At 74.0% G+C, this 13,933-nt stretch carries 14 protein-coding genes; 8 read left to right on the plus strand and 6 right to left on the minus strand.

All coding sequences use genetic code 11. The features are described from left to right. Positions 1-17 precede the first annotated feature (17 nt). A complete protein-coding gene (locus tag EDD33_RS07200; protein ID WP_123389725.1) occupies positions 18-893 on the plus strand; it encodes a hypothetical protein in 876 nt (291 codons plus the stop codon). Positions 894-903: 10 nt separating this feature from the next. On the opposite strand, the gene gndA is transcribed toward EDD33_RS07200, so the two are convergent. The 3 genes from gndA to EDD33_RS07215 all read right to left on the minus strand — a co-directional run bounded on the left by gndA (position 904) and on the right by EDD33_RS07215 (position 3,154). After that, positions 904-2,349 carry an NADP-dependent phosphogluconate dehydrogenase gene (gene gndA, locus EDD33_RS07205; RefSeq protein WP_281274128.1) on the minus strand — a complete coding sequence of 482 codons (1,446 nt, stop codon included), beginning with the start codon at positions 2,347-2,349 and terminating at the stop codon, positions 904-906. Between the two features lie 142 nt (positions 2,350-2,491). Then, entirely contained in the window at positions 2,492-2,680 is a 189-nt protein-coding gene (locus EDD33_RS07210) for a hypothetical protein (protein WP_123389726.1), read from the minus strand. Positions 2,681-2,743: 63 nt separating this feature from the next. Next, complete coding sequence (locus EDD33_RS07215; RefSeq protein WP_123389727.1) at positions 2,744-3,154, minus strand: SRPBCC family protein; 411 nt, start codon at positions 3,152-3,154, stop codon at positions 2,744-2,746. A 93-nt stretch (positions 3,155-3,247) separates the two neighbouring features. Between EDD33_RS07215 and EDD33_RS07220 the strand changes: the two genes are divergently transcribed. Genes EDD33_RS07220 through EDD33_RS07230 form a run of 3 tightly spaced genes read left to right on the plus strand, consistent with a single transcriptional unit; the run spans position 3,248 to position 5,826 of the window. Then, on the plus strand, positions 3,248-3,712 hold the full coding sequence (locus EDD33_RS07220) for an SRPBCC family protein (protein ID WP_123389728.1): 465 nt from the start codon (positions 3,248-3,250) through the stop codon (positions 3,710-3,712). Beyond that, complete coding sequence (locus EDD33_RS07225) at positions 3,712-4,773, plus strand: NAD-dependent epimerase/dehydratase family protein (protein WP_123389729.1); 1,062 nt, start codon at positions 3,712-3,714, stop codon at positions 4,771-4,773. The genes EDD33_RS07220 and EDD33_RS07225 overlap by 1 nt, the downstream gene beginning before the upstream one ends. A gap of 18 nt (positions 4,774-4,791) precedes the next feature. Then, positions 4,792-5,826 (plus strand): LLM class F420-dependent oxidoreductase, encoded by a 1,035-nt coding sequence (locus tag EDD33_RS07230; protein WP_123389730.1) that lies wholly within the window; start codon positions 4,792-4,794, stop codon positions 5,824-5,826. 147 nt (positions 5,827-5,973) lie between these two features. On the opposite strand, the gene EDD33_RS07235 is transcribed toward EDD33_RS07230, so the two are convergent. After that, the gene (locus tag EDD33_RS07235) at positions 5,974-6,765 is read right to left on the minus strand and encodes a class I SAM-dependent methyltransferase (protein WP_123389731.1); all 792 of its coding nucleotides are present in this window, start codon (positions 6,763-6,765) and stop codon (positions 5,974-5,976) included. Between the two features lie 147 nt (positions 6,766-6,912). Continuing rightward, positions 6,913-7,422, minus strand: coding sequence for a GNAT family N-acetyltransferase (locus EDD33_RS07240; RefSeq protein ID WP_170169723.1), 510 nt, complete (start codon positions 7,420-7,422; stop codon positions 6,913-6,915). Between the two features lie 48 nt (positions 7,423-7,470). Between EDD33_RS07240 and EDD33_RS07245 the strand changes: the two genes are divergently transcribed. Both EDD33_RS07245 and EDD33_RS07250 read left to right on the plus strand, forming a co-directional pair. Continuing rightward, positions 7,471-8,877 (plus strand): type I glutamate--ammonia ligase, encoded by a 1,407-nt coding sequence (locus EDD33_RS07245; protein ID WP_123389732.1) that lies wholly within the window; start codon positions 7,471-7,473, stop codon positions 8,875-8,877. Further along, entirely contained in the window at positions 8,865-9,572 is a 708-nt protein-coding gene (locus EDD33_RS07250) for a DUF6885 family protein (protein WP_123389733.1), read from the plus strand. Before EDD33_RS07245 ends, EDD33_RS07250 begins: the two co-directional genes overlap by 13 nt. A gap of 13 nt (positions 9,573-9,585) precedes the next feature. Here the strand turns inward: EDD33_RS07250 and EDD33_RS07255 are convergent, their stop codons facing one another. Further along, the gene (locus EDD33_RS07255; protein ID WP_056538721.1) at positions 9,586-10,281 is read right to left on the minus strand and encodes an MBL fold metallo-hydrolase; all 696 of its coding nucleotides are present in this window, start codon (positions 10,279-10,281) and stop codon (positions 9,586-9,588) included. A gap of 181 nt (positions 10,282-10,462) precedes the next feature. On the opposite strand from EDD33_RS07255, the gene uvrA reads away from it, so the two are divergent. Next, complete coding sequence (uvrA, locus tag EDD33_RS07260; protein ID WP_123389734.1) at positions 10,463-13,324, plus strand: excinuclease ABC subunit UvrA; 2,862 nt, start codon at positions 10,463-10,465, stop codon at positions 13,322-13,324. Between the two features lie 104 nt (positions 13,325-13,428). Beyond that, positions 13,429-13,932 (plus strand): Rieske (2Fe-2S) protein, encoded by a 504-nt coding sequence (locus tag EDD33_RS07265; RefSeq protein WP_123389735.1) that lies wholly within the window; start codon positions 13,429-13,431, stop codon positions 13,930-13,932. Position 13,933 lies beyond the last annotated feature (1 nt).

Genomic DNA, 13,933 nt, shown 5'->3' on the forward strand with positions numbered 1-13,933 from the left:
CCCCCGAGGAGCCCGTCGTGCCCGTCACCCGCCGTCCTGCCCGGCCCGTCCGACCCGGGGTGGTCGCCCTGGTGCTCGCCGCCGTCGTGGCGACGGTCGTCGCCGGGGGCGCCCAGCCCGCCGGTGCGGCGAGCCCGCCGACCCGTGCCACCTGGGTCTGGGGCCGGCCCGCGCCCGGCCCGCTGGTCACGTGGGCGACCAAGCAGCGGGTCGGCGAGCTGTTCGTCGCCGTGCCCCGCTCGCTGCCGACCTCCACCGACCTCGCCTGGGTGCGGGACGTGTCGCGCCGGGCCCACAAGGCGGGGATCCGGGTGGCGGCGCTGGGCTCGGCCACGGAGTGGATCGACCGCCCGGCCGAGGCGGTGGCCTGGCAGCGCGACGCGCTGGCCACCGGGCTCTTCGACGGCGTGCACCTCGACGTCGAGCCGTGGCTGCACCCGGCGTGGGACACCGACCGGGCGGGCGTGGTCGCGGGCTACCTGCGGCTGCTCGACGAGGTGGGTGCGGCCACGACGCTGCCGCTCGAGGTCGACGTGGCGTTCTGGCTGCACACCGTGCCCACCGCCGAGGGCGTCGCGCTCGACGCCGCGGTGGCGCGTCGCGTCGACGCCCTCACCGCGATGACCTACCGCGACACCGTGACCGGCCCCGACAGCATCACCGACCTCGGCCGCCCGGTGCTGGCGACGGCGACCGCGGCGGGGAAGCCGTGCCGGCTGGCCGTCGAGACCCGCTTCCTCGGCACCGACCCCGTGGCCCAGAAGCAGACCTTCTGGGGCCAGGGGGCGGGGGCGCTGGCGACGGCGCTCGCGGGGGTGGACGCCGCCCTGGCCGGCGACGCGGCGTACGCCGGGACGGCGGTGCACGACGAGGCCGGCTGGCGGGCGCTCTAGCCCGGTCGGCTCAGGCGTCGACCTCGGAGCGGTCGCCGGCCCACAGCGTGTGGAAGCTGCCCTCGCGGTCGGTGCGGGCGTAGGTGTGGGCACCGAAGTTGTCCCGCAGCGCCTGGATCAGCGCGGCCGGGAGGCGGTCACGCCGCAGCGCGTCGAAGTAGGACAGCGACGAGGCGAACGCCGGCACCGGGATCCCGGCCTGCGTGGCGGCCACGACGACGCGGCGCCACCCGGCCTCGCCCTCCTTGAGCGCCCGGGAGAAGTACTCCTGGGTCATCAGGGTGGTCAGGTCGGGCTCGGCCTCGTAGGCCTCGCGGATCCGGTCGAGGAACTTGGCCCGGATGATGCACCCACCGCGCCAGATGGTGGCCAGGTCGCCGGGGGAGACGTCCCAGCCGTGCTGGTTGCTGCCCTCGACGATTTGGTCGAACCCCTGGGCGTAGGCGACCACCTTGGCGGCGTACAGCGCGGCGCGGACGTCCTCGACGAACCCGGCCTCGTCGTCGACGCCCGGGGTGTCGCTGGTCTGCGAGAACACCGCGCGCGCGGCCTCGCGCTGCTCGACGTGGCCCGAGACGCTGCGGGCGAAGGTCGCCTCGGCGATGCCGGTGACGGGGACGCCGAGGTCGAGCGCGCTCTGCACCGTCCAGCGGCCGGTGCCCTTCTGCTCGGCGGCGTCGACGACCACGTCGACGAAGGGCCGGCCGGTGGCGGCGTCGGTGTGCGCCAGCACGTCGGCGGTCATCTCGATCAGGAAGGAGTCCAGGTCGCCCTCGTTCCACTCGCGGAACACCTCGGCGAGCTCGGCCGGCTCCTTGCCCAGGACGTTGCGGAGCACGTCGTAGGCCTCGGCGATCAGCTGCATGTCGGCGTATTCGATGCCGTTGTGGACCATCTTGACGAAGTGGCCGGCGCCGTCCGGACCGACGTGGGTCGCGCACGACGTGCCGTCGACCTGCGCCGCGATGTCCTCGACGACCGGGCCGAGGGTCGCGTAGGCGTGCTCGGAGCCGCCGACCATGATCGAGGGCCCGTGGAGCGCGCCCTCCTCGCCGCCGGAGACGCCCATCCCGACGAAGTGCAGGCCCTTCTTCTCCAGGGCCTCCTGACGGCGCAGGGTGTCGGCGAAGTGGGCGTTGCCGCCGTCCACGACGATGTCGCCCTCGTCGAGCAGCGGGACCAGGTCGTCGATGACGGCGTCGGTGGCCTCGCCCGCCTTGACCATGATGATGATCGCGCGGGGCTGGCGGATGCTCGCGACGAAGTCCTCGAGGGACTCCGACCCGACGAAGTCGCCGTCGTCGCCGTGCTCCTCCAGGAGCCGGGTCATCTTCTCGGTCGAACGGTTGTGCACCGCGATGGTGTGACCGTGGCGGGCGATGTTGCGGGCCAGGTTGCTGCCCATCACGGCCAGGCCGGTCAGGCCGATCTCGGCGGTCGGCTCGTGTGTGCTCACGTCTGCTCCTCGGTGCTGGGTCGCGCGGCCCGGGGCCTCCCGGACCAGGACGGTCGACGGGAGCCGGGCCGTGTGCGACGTACCCCGGGGGGCGGCGGGTCACACACACCCACGGCTGCTGGCCGGGCGGCCGGCCCGAGGCTCAGAGCCAGGTCTGGCCGCCGCCGTTGGGTCCGCGCACGGCCGCGTCGGCCTCTGCCTGGCGGACGGCCTCGTGGACCTGGCGGTCACCCTCGCCGATCCGGCGGCCACTGCGCTTCTCGCGCACGTAGAGGACGGCGACGACGGCGATCAGCAGCACCCACAGCGAGATCCAGAACCAGCTCGGCACGACCGTCTCCCTCCGACGCCCCGGTGTGGGGATCGTCATGGTACGCCGCGGCGCGCGACCGGACTAGGGCGACACGAGGCGGGAGAGCGCCAGCCGCGCCAGCGGGGCGTACGCCGCCACGACCGGCAGCGCGCCGGTGACCACCAGCCAGGTCGCCGAGCCCCCGGTGGTGGCCTCGACCCCGTGCTCGAGGTGCAGGTGCGGCAGCCCGGGGAGCGGGCCGAGGCGCACCTCCCAGGCCCAGGTCCGGGCGGCCTCGTCCACCTCCAGCACGGTGAAGGGGATCCCGACGGTGGGGTGGGGGAGCAGCCCGGCGCGGACGGTGCCGGTCGCCCCGGTGACCAGCCGCGGCACGTCGACGTCGACGCGCTGGATCTGCGGCGACCAGGTCGACCAGAGCGCCGGGTCGGCGTACCGCTCCCAGGCGAGGTCGGCAGGGGCGGTTCCCGAGGCGCGCAGCGTCACCGTGGTCATGCACCGACGCTAGCCGTGGGTGCCTGCGGGCCCCGGCTAGGTTGGGGCGGACGGTCCGGTCGTCCGACCCCACCGCCGACGACGAGGAGCACGATGACCCGCTTCACCGCCAGCAAGCAGTCCGCCGCCACGGTGCGGTCCTCCCCGAAGGAGGTCTGGGCGGCGCTGACCAACCCGGAGCTGCTGCCGCGCCTGACGCCGTACCTCCAGCGCATCGACGCCGACGGCGACACCTGGACCTGGCACGTCACCCGCGTGCCGGTGCTCGGCAAGTCGATCGGCTCGACCTTCGTGGAGCAGATGCACTTCGACGAGCCGGACCGCATCAGCTACGCCCCGCACCCGGACCACCCCGACCAGCAGACGCAGGTCCGCGGGGAGTACCACCTCGAGGGCCGCGACGGCGGCACCCGCCTGTCGATCGACATCGAGGTCAGTGTCGAGCTGCCGTTCCCCCGGGTGGCCCGCGTCCCGGTCGAGGGTGCGATGGTCACGGTGATGAGCGGCATGGGCGTCGCCTTCTCCCGCAACCTGCTGCGTCACCTGGGTGAGCGCTGATGCGCCTCCTGGTGATCGGTGCCTCCGGGTACGTCGGGTCGCGGCTCGTCCCCGCCTTCCTCGAGGCCGGCCACGAGGTCGTGGCCGCGTCCTCCTCCCAGCCCCGCCCCGACCGCTTCGCGTGGGGCCACGACGTGGAGTGGCGTCGCTGCGACGTCACCGACGTCGACCAGGTGGCCGACGCGCTCGAGGACGTCGACGGGGTCTGCTACCTCGTGCACTCCCTGGACCGCCGCTCCTTCGAGGACCGCGACCGGGTCGGCGCCGAGACGGTGCGTGACGCCGTCCTCGCGAGCGACGTCACCCGCGTGGTCTACCTCTCCGGGCTCGTCCCCGACGTGCCCACCCAGGACCTGTCCGGCCACATCTCCTCGCGCCTGGAGGTCGAGGAGATCCTCGCCGAGGCCGCGTCGCCGACGTGCTCGGTGGTCTCGCTGCGTGCCGGCGTCGTGGTCGGCGCCGGTTCGACCTCCTTCGAGGTGATCCGCCAGCTCGCCACCCTGCTGGTCGTGCAGCCGGTGCCGACCTGGCTCGAGTACCGGGTGCAGCCGATCGCCGTGACCGACGTGCTCCGGGCGATGGTGGAGGCCTTCGCGGACGACCGGCTCACCGGCGCGGTCGACATCGGCGGCCCGAGCGTGCTGCCCTACGCCCGGCTGCTCGCCGAGTGCTCCCGCGCGGCCGGCCTGCTGCGCATCCGGATCCCGATCGTCTCGGTGCCGTCCTCGCTGGTCAGCCTGGGTGCGGCCGCGATGGTCGCGGCGCCGTTCTGGACCGTCTCCTCGCTGGTGCAGAGCCTGCGCCACGACATGGTCTGCCGCCCCGGTCACACCTGGGAGCCCCGCGACGGCCGGCCGCTGCTGGGCATCCGGGAGGCGATGGCCCGGGCCTTCGGCGAGCCGGGCAGCACCCCCGAGGCGCCGCTGCCCAGCGACGCGGAGTGGACCCGCTCGCGGGCACCCCTCCTCGACGAGCTGCACGCCCCGGCGACCGTCCGGGCCGGTGCGAGCCTGGTGCTCAAGCGCGCCCGGTCGGCGCTCTCGGTGCTCCCCGGCTTCTAGCCCTGGCAGGGTGGGGCCATGGACCTGGGACTGCAGCTGGGCTACTGGGGCGCGCAGCCCCCGTCCGGGACGGCCGAGCTGGTCGCCGCCGCCGAGGACGCGGGCTTCGACGCGCTCTTCACCGCCGAGGCGTGGGGGTCCGACGCCCTGACCCCGCTGGCGTGGTGGGGCCGTGAGACGCAGCGGCTGCGGCTCGGCACGAGCATCGTGCAGCTGTCGGGCCGGGCGCCGACGAGCATCGCGATGCACGCCCTCACCCTGGACCACCTCTCCGGCGGCCGGGTGGTGCTCGGCATGGGCGTGAGCGGCCCCCAGGTCGTCGAGGGCTGGTACGGCGCGCCGTTCGCCAAGCCGCTCGCCCGTACCCGCGAGGTGGTCGACATCGTCCGGCAGGTGCTCGCCCGCGAGGCCCCGGTCACCAACGACGGCCCCCACCACCCGCTGCCGTACGCCGGCGAGGGGTCGACCGGGCTGGGCAAGCCGCTGCGCTCGATCGTGCACCCGCTCCGCGCCGACCTGCCGATCTGGCTGGGGGCCGAGGGACCGAGGAACGTCGCCCTCGCCGCCGAGATCGCCGACGGCTGGCTCCCGCTGTTCTTCTCGCCCGCCTCCGCCGACCTCTACCGCCCCTGGCTGGCCGAGGGCTTCGCCCGCCCGGGGGCGCGGCGCACGGCGGCGACGTTCGAGATCGCCGCGACCTGCCACCTCGAGGTCACCGACGACCCGGGTCCGGTGTACGCCGCGCTGAAGCCGTCCGTGGCGCTCTACATGGGCGGGATGGGGGCCAAGGGGCAGAACTTCCACCACGAGGTGTTCGTGCGGATGGGCCACGCCGACCTGGCCCGCGACGTGCAGGAGCTCTACCTCGAGGGCCGCAAGGACGAGGCGGCCGCGCTCGTGCCCGACGAGCTCGTCGACCAGCTGCACATCGTCGGCGACGCCGCCAAGGTGCGCGAGCGCGTCGCGGAGTGGGAGGCGGCCGGCGTCACGATGCTGCTGCTCAGCCTGACCTCGCCCGACGAGGTGCGGCGGGTGGCCGAGACCCTGGCCTGAGGCCGGTGCCCGCGCTCGGGAGGCGTCGACGCCGTCCGGCTCCCCCAGCTGCACCAGGTCGCCGTCGAGGCCCAGCAGGTCGGGGCCCCACGGGGCCAGCGCCCGCCCACGGCCGCCCAGGTGCGGGCTGTCGGCGGGTCCTGCGGCTCAGGCTCGGGCCAGGAGCACGACGGCGCCCAGCAGACCGGCCCGTGTCGCTGCCACGTTGTTCGCGATCCGCTCGCCGAAGGCGGGGCCGAAGACCGCCGCGGGGGTGACGCCGCCGGGGGGTGGCGGACCCCAGGCCTGGGCCGTCCGGTCCTCGACGGCCTCGACGGTGAAGCCGGCGTCGAGGAGCGCCGCGGTGTAGTCCCCCACGTCCTCGACGAACGAGGAGCGGGGGTCCTCGGCCCAGGGGAGCGGGTAGGTCAGCCTGCCCGTACCGGTGCGCACCTGCTCGTAGAGGCCGAACGGCGCCCCGGGCTCCAGCACGCGGTGGACCTCGGCGAAGACTGCGCCCTTGTCCGGCAGGTTCATCCCGACGTGCACCATCATCGCGGCCCCGAAGACCCCGTCGGCGTGGGGCAGCCGCTCGGCCGGGGTCGTGGCGAACCGGGTCCGGTCGCCGAGCCCCACCCGGGAGGACAGCGCGGTGGCCGCCTCCACGAGCTCCGCCGTCAGGTCGACGCCGGTGACGTCCGCACCCGCCCCGGCGGCGAGCCGCGCCGGACCACCGAGGCCGCAGCCGACGTCCAGCAGCCGGGTGCCGCGGGCCAGACCGAGCCGCTCCACGAGGTGCGCCGTGGCCGGAGCGCCGCCGGCGTGCAGCTGGTCGGCCGGGTAGAGGTCGGGGGCGGCGAGGTGGTCGACGTCGGTGCCGGCGCCGCGCAGCGCCTCCAGCACGCCGTCGACGAGGTCGTTCCTGCCGTAGTGCTGCCGGACCAGCTCGCGCACGTGCATGGACTGCCTCCCTCCCACGACGCTAGACCTCGGGGCGGGGTCCGGCGAGGGGGAGGGCAGGCGGGGTAGACCACGCCTGCCCAGACCGCTCGGAGCGCTGACGCGCGATCTGCCGGACCTGCCGCTCCCTGCCCGTCGGCCGGCACCCTAGGTCGCGGCCAGCTCGTGGGGCAGCAGCGACCAGCACTCCAGGTCGACCCGCTCGTCGTCGCGGTGGTGGACCGAGCGCAGCACGCCCTCCAGGGTGAAGCCGGCCCGACGGGCGACGGCCGACGAGGCCGGGTTGCCCGTCGAGACCAGCGCCGTCACGCGCTGCAGGGCGGCCTCCTCGAAGGCCCAGCGGGCCATCGCGAGCAGCGCCGCCGTGGCCACACCCCGGCGGCGGGCCGACGGCGCCACGGCGTACCCCAGCTCGACCTCGCCGCCCTCGTGGTCGACGGGTCCGGTCACGGCGTACCCGAGGAAGGTGTCGTGGGGGTCGACCACGGCCCACGCCAGCCGGTCGCGACCGTCGAACCGCGCGACCCAGCCGCGGACCCAGTCCTCGGTGACCACGTGCGGCGTGCGGGTGAAGCGCAGCACGTCGGGGTCGGCCATCACCGCCAGCACGTCGGGCACGTGCGCGTCCCTCAGGGGCACCAGGCGGACGTCGACCACGTCGCGATGATGCCCCACGCCGGCGGGCCCGGACGGTAGTTTCCCCGCATGAGCCCGACCCCCGACCGTCCCGTCCCACCCCCGGCCGCCGCGCCCGTCGACCCGGACGCCCTCGCGGCGCGGCTGCGCGACCGGGGAGTCCACGGCGTGCAGGTCGGCTGGGTCGACAACAACGGCATCGTCCGCTCCCGGATCGTGCCGGTGACCGACCTGGCCGGCGCCCTCCACCGCGGCGTCGGGGTCACCGCCGCGTTCGCGGTCTTCGACAGCCACGACGGCATCACCTTCGCCCACGAGGGCCTGTCCACGCCGTCGGGCGACGTGCGGCTGGTGCCCGACCTCGCCACGGCCGACGACGTCGTCGCCCTCGCGGGGGAGCCGGGCCTGGCCTGGGCGCACGGACGCCAGGTGGCGGCGGACGGCTCGCCGTGGCCCTACTGCCAGCGCAGCGTGCTGCGCCGCCAGGTCGAGCGGCTCGCCGACGCGGGGTTCGAGGCGCGGGCCGGCTTCGAGGTCGAGCTGTTCCTCTCGAGGGAGGACCCCGACGGTGCCCTGGTGCCGGCCCACCGTGGCCCGGCGTACTCCGCCAACGCGGTGCGTGACGTCCACGAGTTCGTGGTGCGGCTGCTGGCCGACGTCGAGGGCAACGGGCTGCGCGTCGGGCAGGTGCACGCGGAGTACGGCGGCGCCCAGGTCGAGCTCGCGCTCGACGCCCGCGACCCGCTGGCCGCCGCCGACGCCCAGGTGCTCCTGCGCCAGACCGTGCACGCCGCCGCCCGCGCCCACGGCCTGCGCGCCAGCCTGGCGCCGCTGCCGTCGGCCGAGGCGGCCGGCAACGGCTGGCACCTGCACTCCTCGCTTGTGCGCGAGGGGCGCAACGCACTCACCGGCGACGGCGAGCACGGCCTGTCCCAGGTCGGCCGGGGCTACCTCGCGGGCCTGCTGCGCGAGCTGCCCGGCGTGGTGGCCGTGACCGCGCCCAGCACGGGGTCGCTGCTGCGCCGGCGGCCGCACTACTGGGCCGGGGCCTACGGCTTCTGGGGCGTGGAGAACCGCGAGGCGGCGCTGCGGCTGGGGCCCGGCTCGCCGCTGCTCGGACCCGAGCACACCAACGTGGAGCTCAAGGCCTGCGACGCCTCGGCCAACCCCTACCTCGCCCTCGCCGTGGCACTGGCCGCCGGCCTCTCCGGCGTGGAGGAGGGGCTGGAGCCCCCGGTGCCGGTGCAGGAGGACGTCGGCGGCTGGGACGACGCCCGCCGCGCCGAGGCGGGGATCCACGCGCTCGCGACGACCCACGAGGAGCAGCGGGAGCACCTGCTGGCGAGCACGCTCGTGCGCGAGGTGCTGGGCGAGGACCTGCTGGGCGCCTTCGTGGCCTGCCGCGACGCCGACGCCGCCTGGGCCGCCGACCGCACGCCCGACGAGGTGCTGGCGTCGCTGCGATGGATCTACTGAGGCTGCCCGGGGCCGACCGGGTCCTGGCGCGGCACGGCGAGGTGCTGCCCCAGCCCGACCAGCTCTGCGGCCCGTTCGCGGCCCACGTCGGGCTGCACGCCGTCCTCGACGCGGTGCCGGGGACCACCGACCTCGCCGTCGCCGCCGGCACCCGGGTGTGGCCCGCGGACGTCGCCACCTGGCGGCCCGCCGGCGCCCCGCTGCTGCGCACCGGCTGGGACCGCCTGCCGGAGGCACCGTCGGTGGACGACAGCGGCACCGACGCCGCCGGGGTCGCGACCGCCGTGCGCTCGCTGACCGACGTCGACGTGGTGGGCGTGCCTGCGACGGGGCTGACGGTCACGGGGCTGGCGGCCCTGCTCGTCTCCCTGCTGGGGGGCGCGCCCGTCGGGGTGCTGGCCAACGTGCGGACCGGAGCGCTCGACCCGGGGGCGGGCTTCGACGTCGGCCACTTCGTGGTGCTGTGGGGGGTCTCGGCCGACGGCTCGCTGGTGGGGGTGGGCGACACCTACGCCGAGCTGGGCGCGGCCGGTCAGCCGCCGGGCTGCCGCGTGGTCGGCGCGGAGTCGCTGCTCGCCGGGCTGGCGGCGCCACCGGGACGCGGGCTGCTGCTGCTCGTCGACCGTCGAGACCGGGCCGCGCTCGGCGACCTGCTGGACGGGCTCGGCGTGGCGACGGGGGAGTGGGCGACCTAGGGGCGCCGCCGGGTCACCAGCCCCGCTCGCGCCACTCCGCGAGGTGGGGCCGCTCGTCGCCGAGCGTGCCGTCGCTGCCGTGGCCGGGGTAGAACCACGTCTCGTCGGGCAGCCGGTCGAAGACCTTGGTGGTGACCTCGTCGAGGAGGGTGCGGAACGCGTCGGCGTCGCCGAAGGTGTTGCCGACGCCGCCCGGGAAGAGGCTGTCGCCGGTCCACAGGTGCGGGGTGCCCTGGGGGTCGTCGTAGAGCAGCGCGATCGAGCCCGGCGTGTGGCCCACGAGGTGGATGACCTCGAGGCGGGCCTCGCCCACCTCGATGGTGTCGCCGTGACGGACGCGGTCGTCGACGGTGACGCCCGTCTGCTCGGTCACGGCGTCGGCGTCGGGCTCGCCGGCCACGGTCACCGCGCCGGTCGCGGCGACGACGTCGGCCAGCGCCCGGTGGTGGTCCCAGTGCTGGTGGGTGGTGACCACCCGGGTCACCCCGGTGGTGCCGATCAGCTCGAGCAGCCGCTCGGGCTCGGCCGCGGCGTCGACGAGCAGCTGCTCGTCGGTGGCGCGACAGCGCAGCAGGTAGCAGTTGTTCGACATCTTCTCGTCGACGGCCAGCTTGGTGACCACCAGCCCGGCCAGCTCCCGGGTGTCCGGCGGACCGCCGGGGGAGACGTCGCCGGAGTAGGGACCGCTGTCGCCGATGCTGCTCGCCATGGCGCCCAGCCTAGGGGGCGGCCGCGGACCTCGGTCGGGGCTGTCGGTGGTGCGACGTACGGTGCTCGGGTGGCCGTGTTGAAGATGTCCGATAAGATCGCGAACACGTGTTCGAAGGCGTCCAGCTCACCGGCACGCACCGTCGCAGAGCCGTTTCCGAGTGCAAGCAGGGGTCTAGTTCGTGGCTGACAAGCTGGTGGTCCGGGGTGCTCGGGAGCACAACCTCAAGGACGTCTCCCTCGACCTCCCCCGTGACTCGCTGATCGTGTTCACCGGTCTGTCCGGGTCCGGCAAGTCGAGCCTGGCCTTCGACACCATCTTCGCCGAGGGCCAGCGGCGCTACGTCGAGTCGCTCTCGGCGTACGCGCGGCAGTTCCTGGGCCAGATGGACAAGCCCGACGTCGACTTCATCGAGGGCCTGAGCCCGGCGGTCTCGATCGACCAGAAGTCCACGTCCAAGAACCCCCGCTCCACCGTCGGCACGATCACGGAGGTCTACGACTACCTCCGGCTGCTCTACGCCCGCGCCGGTCGGCCGCACTGCCCGACCTGCCACGCCCCGATCGAGCGGCAGACGCCGCAGCAGATCGTCGACCGGATGATGCAGCTCGACGAGGGCACCCGGTTCCAGGTGCTGGCGCCCGTCATCCGCGGCCGCAAGGGGGAGTACCTCGAGCTGTTCCGCAGCCTGCAGTCCCAGGGCTTCAGCCGTGCCCGGGTCAACGGCGAGACGATCCAGCTCGCCGAGCCGCCGGCGCTGGAGAAGCAGCGCAAGCACACCATCGAGGTGGTCATCGACCGCCTGGCGGTCAAGGACTCGAGCAAGCGCCGCCTCACCGACTCGGTCGAGACCGCGCTCAACCTGGCCTCCGGCCTCGTGCTCTTCGACCTCGTCGACCTGGCCGACGACGACCCGCGCAAGGAGCTGCGGTTCTCGGAGAAGATGTCGTGCCCCAACGAGCACACCATCGAGACCGACGAGCTCGAGCCGCGCTCGTTCTCCTTCAACTCCCCGTTCGGTGCCTGCCCCGAGTGCCACGGCCTGGGCACCCGCATGGAGGTCGACCCCGAGCTGGTCGTGAGCGACCCCGGTGCCACCCTCGGCGAGGGCGTCATCCAGCCCTGGTCCGGCGCCCACGTCGCCGACTACTTCACCCGGCTCATGGGAGCGTTGGGCGACGAGCTCGGCTTCGACCTCAACACCCCGTGGGAGAAGCTGCCGGCCAAGGGCCGCAAGGCCATCCTGGAGGGGCACGCGACCAAGGTCCACGTGCGCCACACCAACCGCTACGGCCGCCAGCGTTCCTACTTCACCGCCTTCGAGGGCGTCCGCCCCTACATCGAGCGCCGCCACCGCGAGGCCGAGTCCGACACCAGCCGGGACCGCTTCGAGGGCTACATGCGCGAGGTGCCGTGCCCGGCCTGCCAGGGCACCCGCCTCAAGCCGGTCGTGGTCTCGGTGACCCTGGGCGGTGCCATCGGCGAGGGCGGCAAGAGCATCGCCGAGGTGTGCGCCCTGCCGCTCAACGAGGCGGCCACCTGGCTCGGTGACCTCGAGCTGAGCGCCCGCGAGCGCCAGATCGCCGAGCAGGTGCTCAAGGAGATCCAGGAGCGGCTCCGCTTCCTGCTCGACGTCGGCCTCGACTACCTCTCCCTCGACCGGCCCTCGGCCACACTGTCGGGCGGCGAGGCGCAGCGGATCCGGCTCGCGACCCAGATCGGCGCGGGCCTCGTCGGCGTCCTCTACGTGCTCGACGAGCCCAGCATCGGCCTGCACCAGCGCGACAACAAGCGGCTGATCGAGACGCTGGTCCGGCTCAAGGACCTCGGCAACACCCTCATCGTCGTCGAGCACGACGAGGACACCATCAAGGTGGCCGACTGGGTCGTCGACATCGGTCCCGGTGCCGGCGAGCACGGCGGTCAGGTGGTCCACTCCGGCACGGTCCAGGGGCTGCTGGAGCACCGCGACTCCGAGACCGGGCTCTACCTCTCCGGCCGCAAGTCGATCCCGGTGCCGGCCACGCGCCGCAAGCCCAGCAAGACCAAGCAGCTCACCGTGCACGGCGCGCGCGAGAACAACCTCAAGAACGTCGACGTCAGCTTCCCGCTGGGCTGCTTCGTGTCGGTCACCGGCGTCAGCGGGTCGGGGAAGTCCACGCTGGTCAACGACATCCTCTACACCTCGTTGGCCAAGCAGATCTACAACGCCCGCACCGTGCCCGGACGCCACCGCAAGATCAGCGGCGTCGAGCAGGTCGACAAGGTCATCCACGTCGACCAGTCGCCGATCGGCCGGACGCCGCGCTCCAACCCCGCGACCTACACCGGGGTCTGGGACCACGTGCGCAAGCTCTTCGCCTCCACGCCGGAGGCCAAGATGCGCGGCTACCAGCAGGGCCGGTTCTCGTTCAACGTCAAGGGCGGCCGCTGCGAGGCGTGCTCCGGCGACGGCACGCTGAAGATCGAGATGAACTTCCTGCCCGACGTCTACGTGCCCTGCGAGGTGTGCCACGGCGCGCGCTACAACCGCGAGACGCTCGAGGTGCACTACAAGGGCAAGACGGTCGCCGACGTGCTGGACATGCCGATCGAGGAGGCGGTGGACTTCTTCGCGGCCATCCCGGCGATCGCGCGCCACCTCACCACGCTCGTCGAGGTGGGTCTGGGCTACGTCCGGCTCGGGCAGCCCGCGACCACCCTCTCGGGTGGCGAGGCGCAGCGGGTCAAGCTGGCCAGCGAGCTGCAGAAGCGCTCGACGGGCAGCACCGTCTACGTCCTCGACGAGCCGACCACGGGCCTGCACTTCGAGGACATCCGCAAGCTGCTGGGCGTGCTGTCGAGCCTGGTCGACAAGGGCAACACCGTCTTGGTCATCGAGCACAACCTCGACGTGATCAAGACCTCGGACTGGATCATCGACATGGGTCCGGCGGGCGGCAACCGCGGCGGCCAGGTCGTCGTGACCGGCACGCCCGAGCAGGTCGCCGAGCACCCCGACAGCTTCACCGGCGAGTACCTCAAGCCCCTGCTGGCCCGCTGACCGCCGACCCAGGGGACGCACAGCCGATCCACAGCAGGGTGGGTCACCTTGGCCGTGTCCGTATCTTGAGCGGACGGGACACGCCCCCACCTCCGGAGGACCTGATGACGCCGCAGACCCCGACCGACGCCCGCAGCTCCGACGAGGCTGCCGCGGTTCCCGCGCACTGCCCCCGCTCCGCGTCGCGGCGTGCCCTGGTCGGGGGTGTCCTCGGTGTCGGCGTCGGGGTGCCGCTGGTCGCCGCCTGCGGCTCCGGCTCGTCGGGCTCCGACCAGGCGTCCGACGAGGCCTCGGGCGACGGGGGCGGCTCCACCACCAGCTCCGGCCCCATCACCACCACCAGCAAGGTGCCGGTCGGCGGCGGCCTGATCTTCGCGGGCGAGAAGGTCGTGGTGACCCAGCCGACCGAGGGCGAGTTCAAGGCCTTCACCGCCGTGTGCACCCACGCGCAGTGCGTGGTCACCTCGGTCGAGGACGACGAGATCGACTGCTCCTGCCACGGGAGCCGGTTCTCGATCACCGACGGCTCGGTGGTCACCGGTCCGGCCGACCGGCCGCTCGCCGAGCTCCAGGTCAGCGTCGAGGGCGAGGACATCAGCGTCAGCTGAC

The organism is Nocardioides aurantiacus, assembly GCF_003752505.1.
Classification (GTDB): Bacteria; Actinomycetota; Actinomycetes; order Propionibacteriales; family Nocardioidaceae; genus Marmoricola; species Marmoricola aurantiacus.

What these genes read in the sequence shown, in the direction of transcription:
- EDD33_RS07220 (WP_123389728.1), top strand. Translation starts at nt 3,248, where the DNA reads ATGACCCGCTTCACCGCCAGCAAGCAGTCCGCCGCCACGGTGCGGTCC.
- EDD33_RS07215 (WP_123389727.1), bottom strand. Translation starts at nt 3,154, where the DNA reads ATGACCACGGTGACGCTGCGCGCCTCGGGAACCGCCCCTGCCGACCTC.
- EDD33_RS07245 (WP_123389732.1), top strand. Translation starts at nt 7,471, where the DNA reads ATGAGCCCGACCCCCGACCGTCCCGTCCCACCCCCGGCCGCCGCGCCC.
- EDD33_RS07235 (WP_123389731.1), bottom strand. Translation starts at nt 6,765, where the DNA reads ATGCACGTGCGCGAGCTGGTCCGGCAGCACTACGGCAGGAACGACCTC.
- EDD33_RS07230 (WP_123389730.1), top strand. Translation starts at nt 4,792, where the DNA reads ATGGACCTGGGACTGCAGCTGGGCTACTGGGGCGCGCAGCCCCCGTCC.
- EDD33_RS07255 (WP_056538721.1), bottom strand. Translation starts at nt 10,281, where the DNA reads ATGGCGAGCAGCATCGGCGACAGCGGTCCCTACTCCGGCGACGTCTCC.
- EDD33_RS07225 (WP_123389729.1), top strand. Translation starts at nt 3,712, where the DNA reads ATGCGCCTCCTGGTGATCGGTGCCTCCGGGTACGTCGGGTCGCGGCTC.
- EDD33_RS07265 (WP_123389735.1), top strand. Translation starts at nt 13,429, where the DNA reads ATGACGCCGCAGACCCCGACCGACGCCCGCAGCTCCGACGAGGCTGCC.
- EDD33_RS07250 (WP_123389733.1), top strand. Translation starts at nt 8,865, where the DNA reads ATGGATCTACTGAGGCTGCCCGGGGCCGACCGGGTCCTGGCGCGGCAC.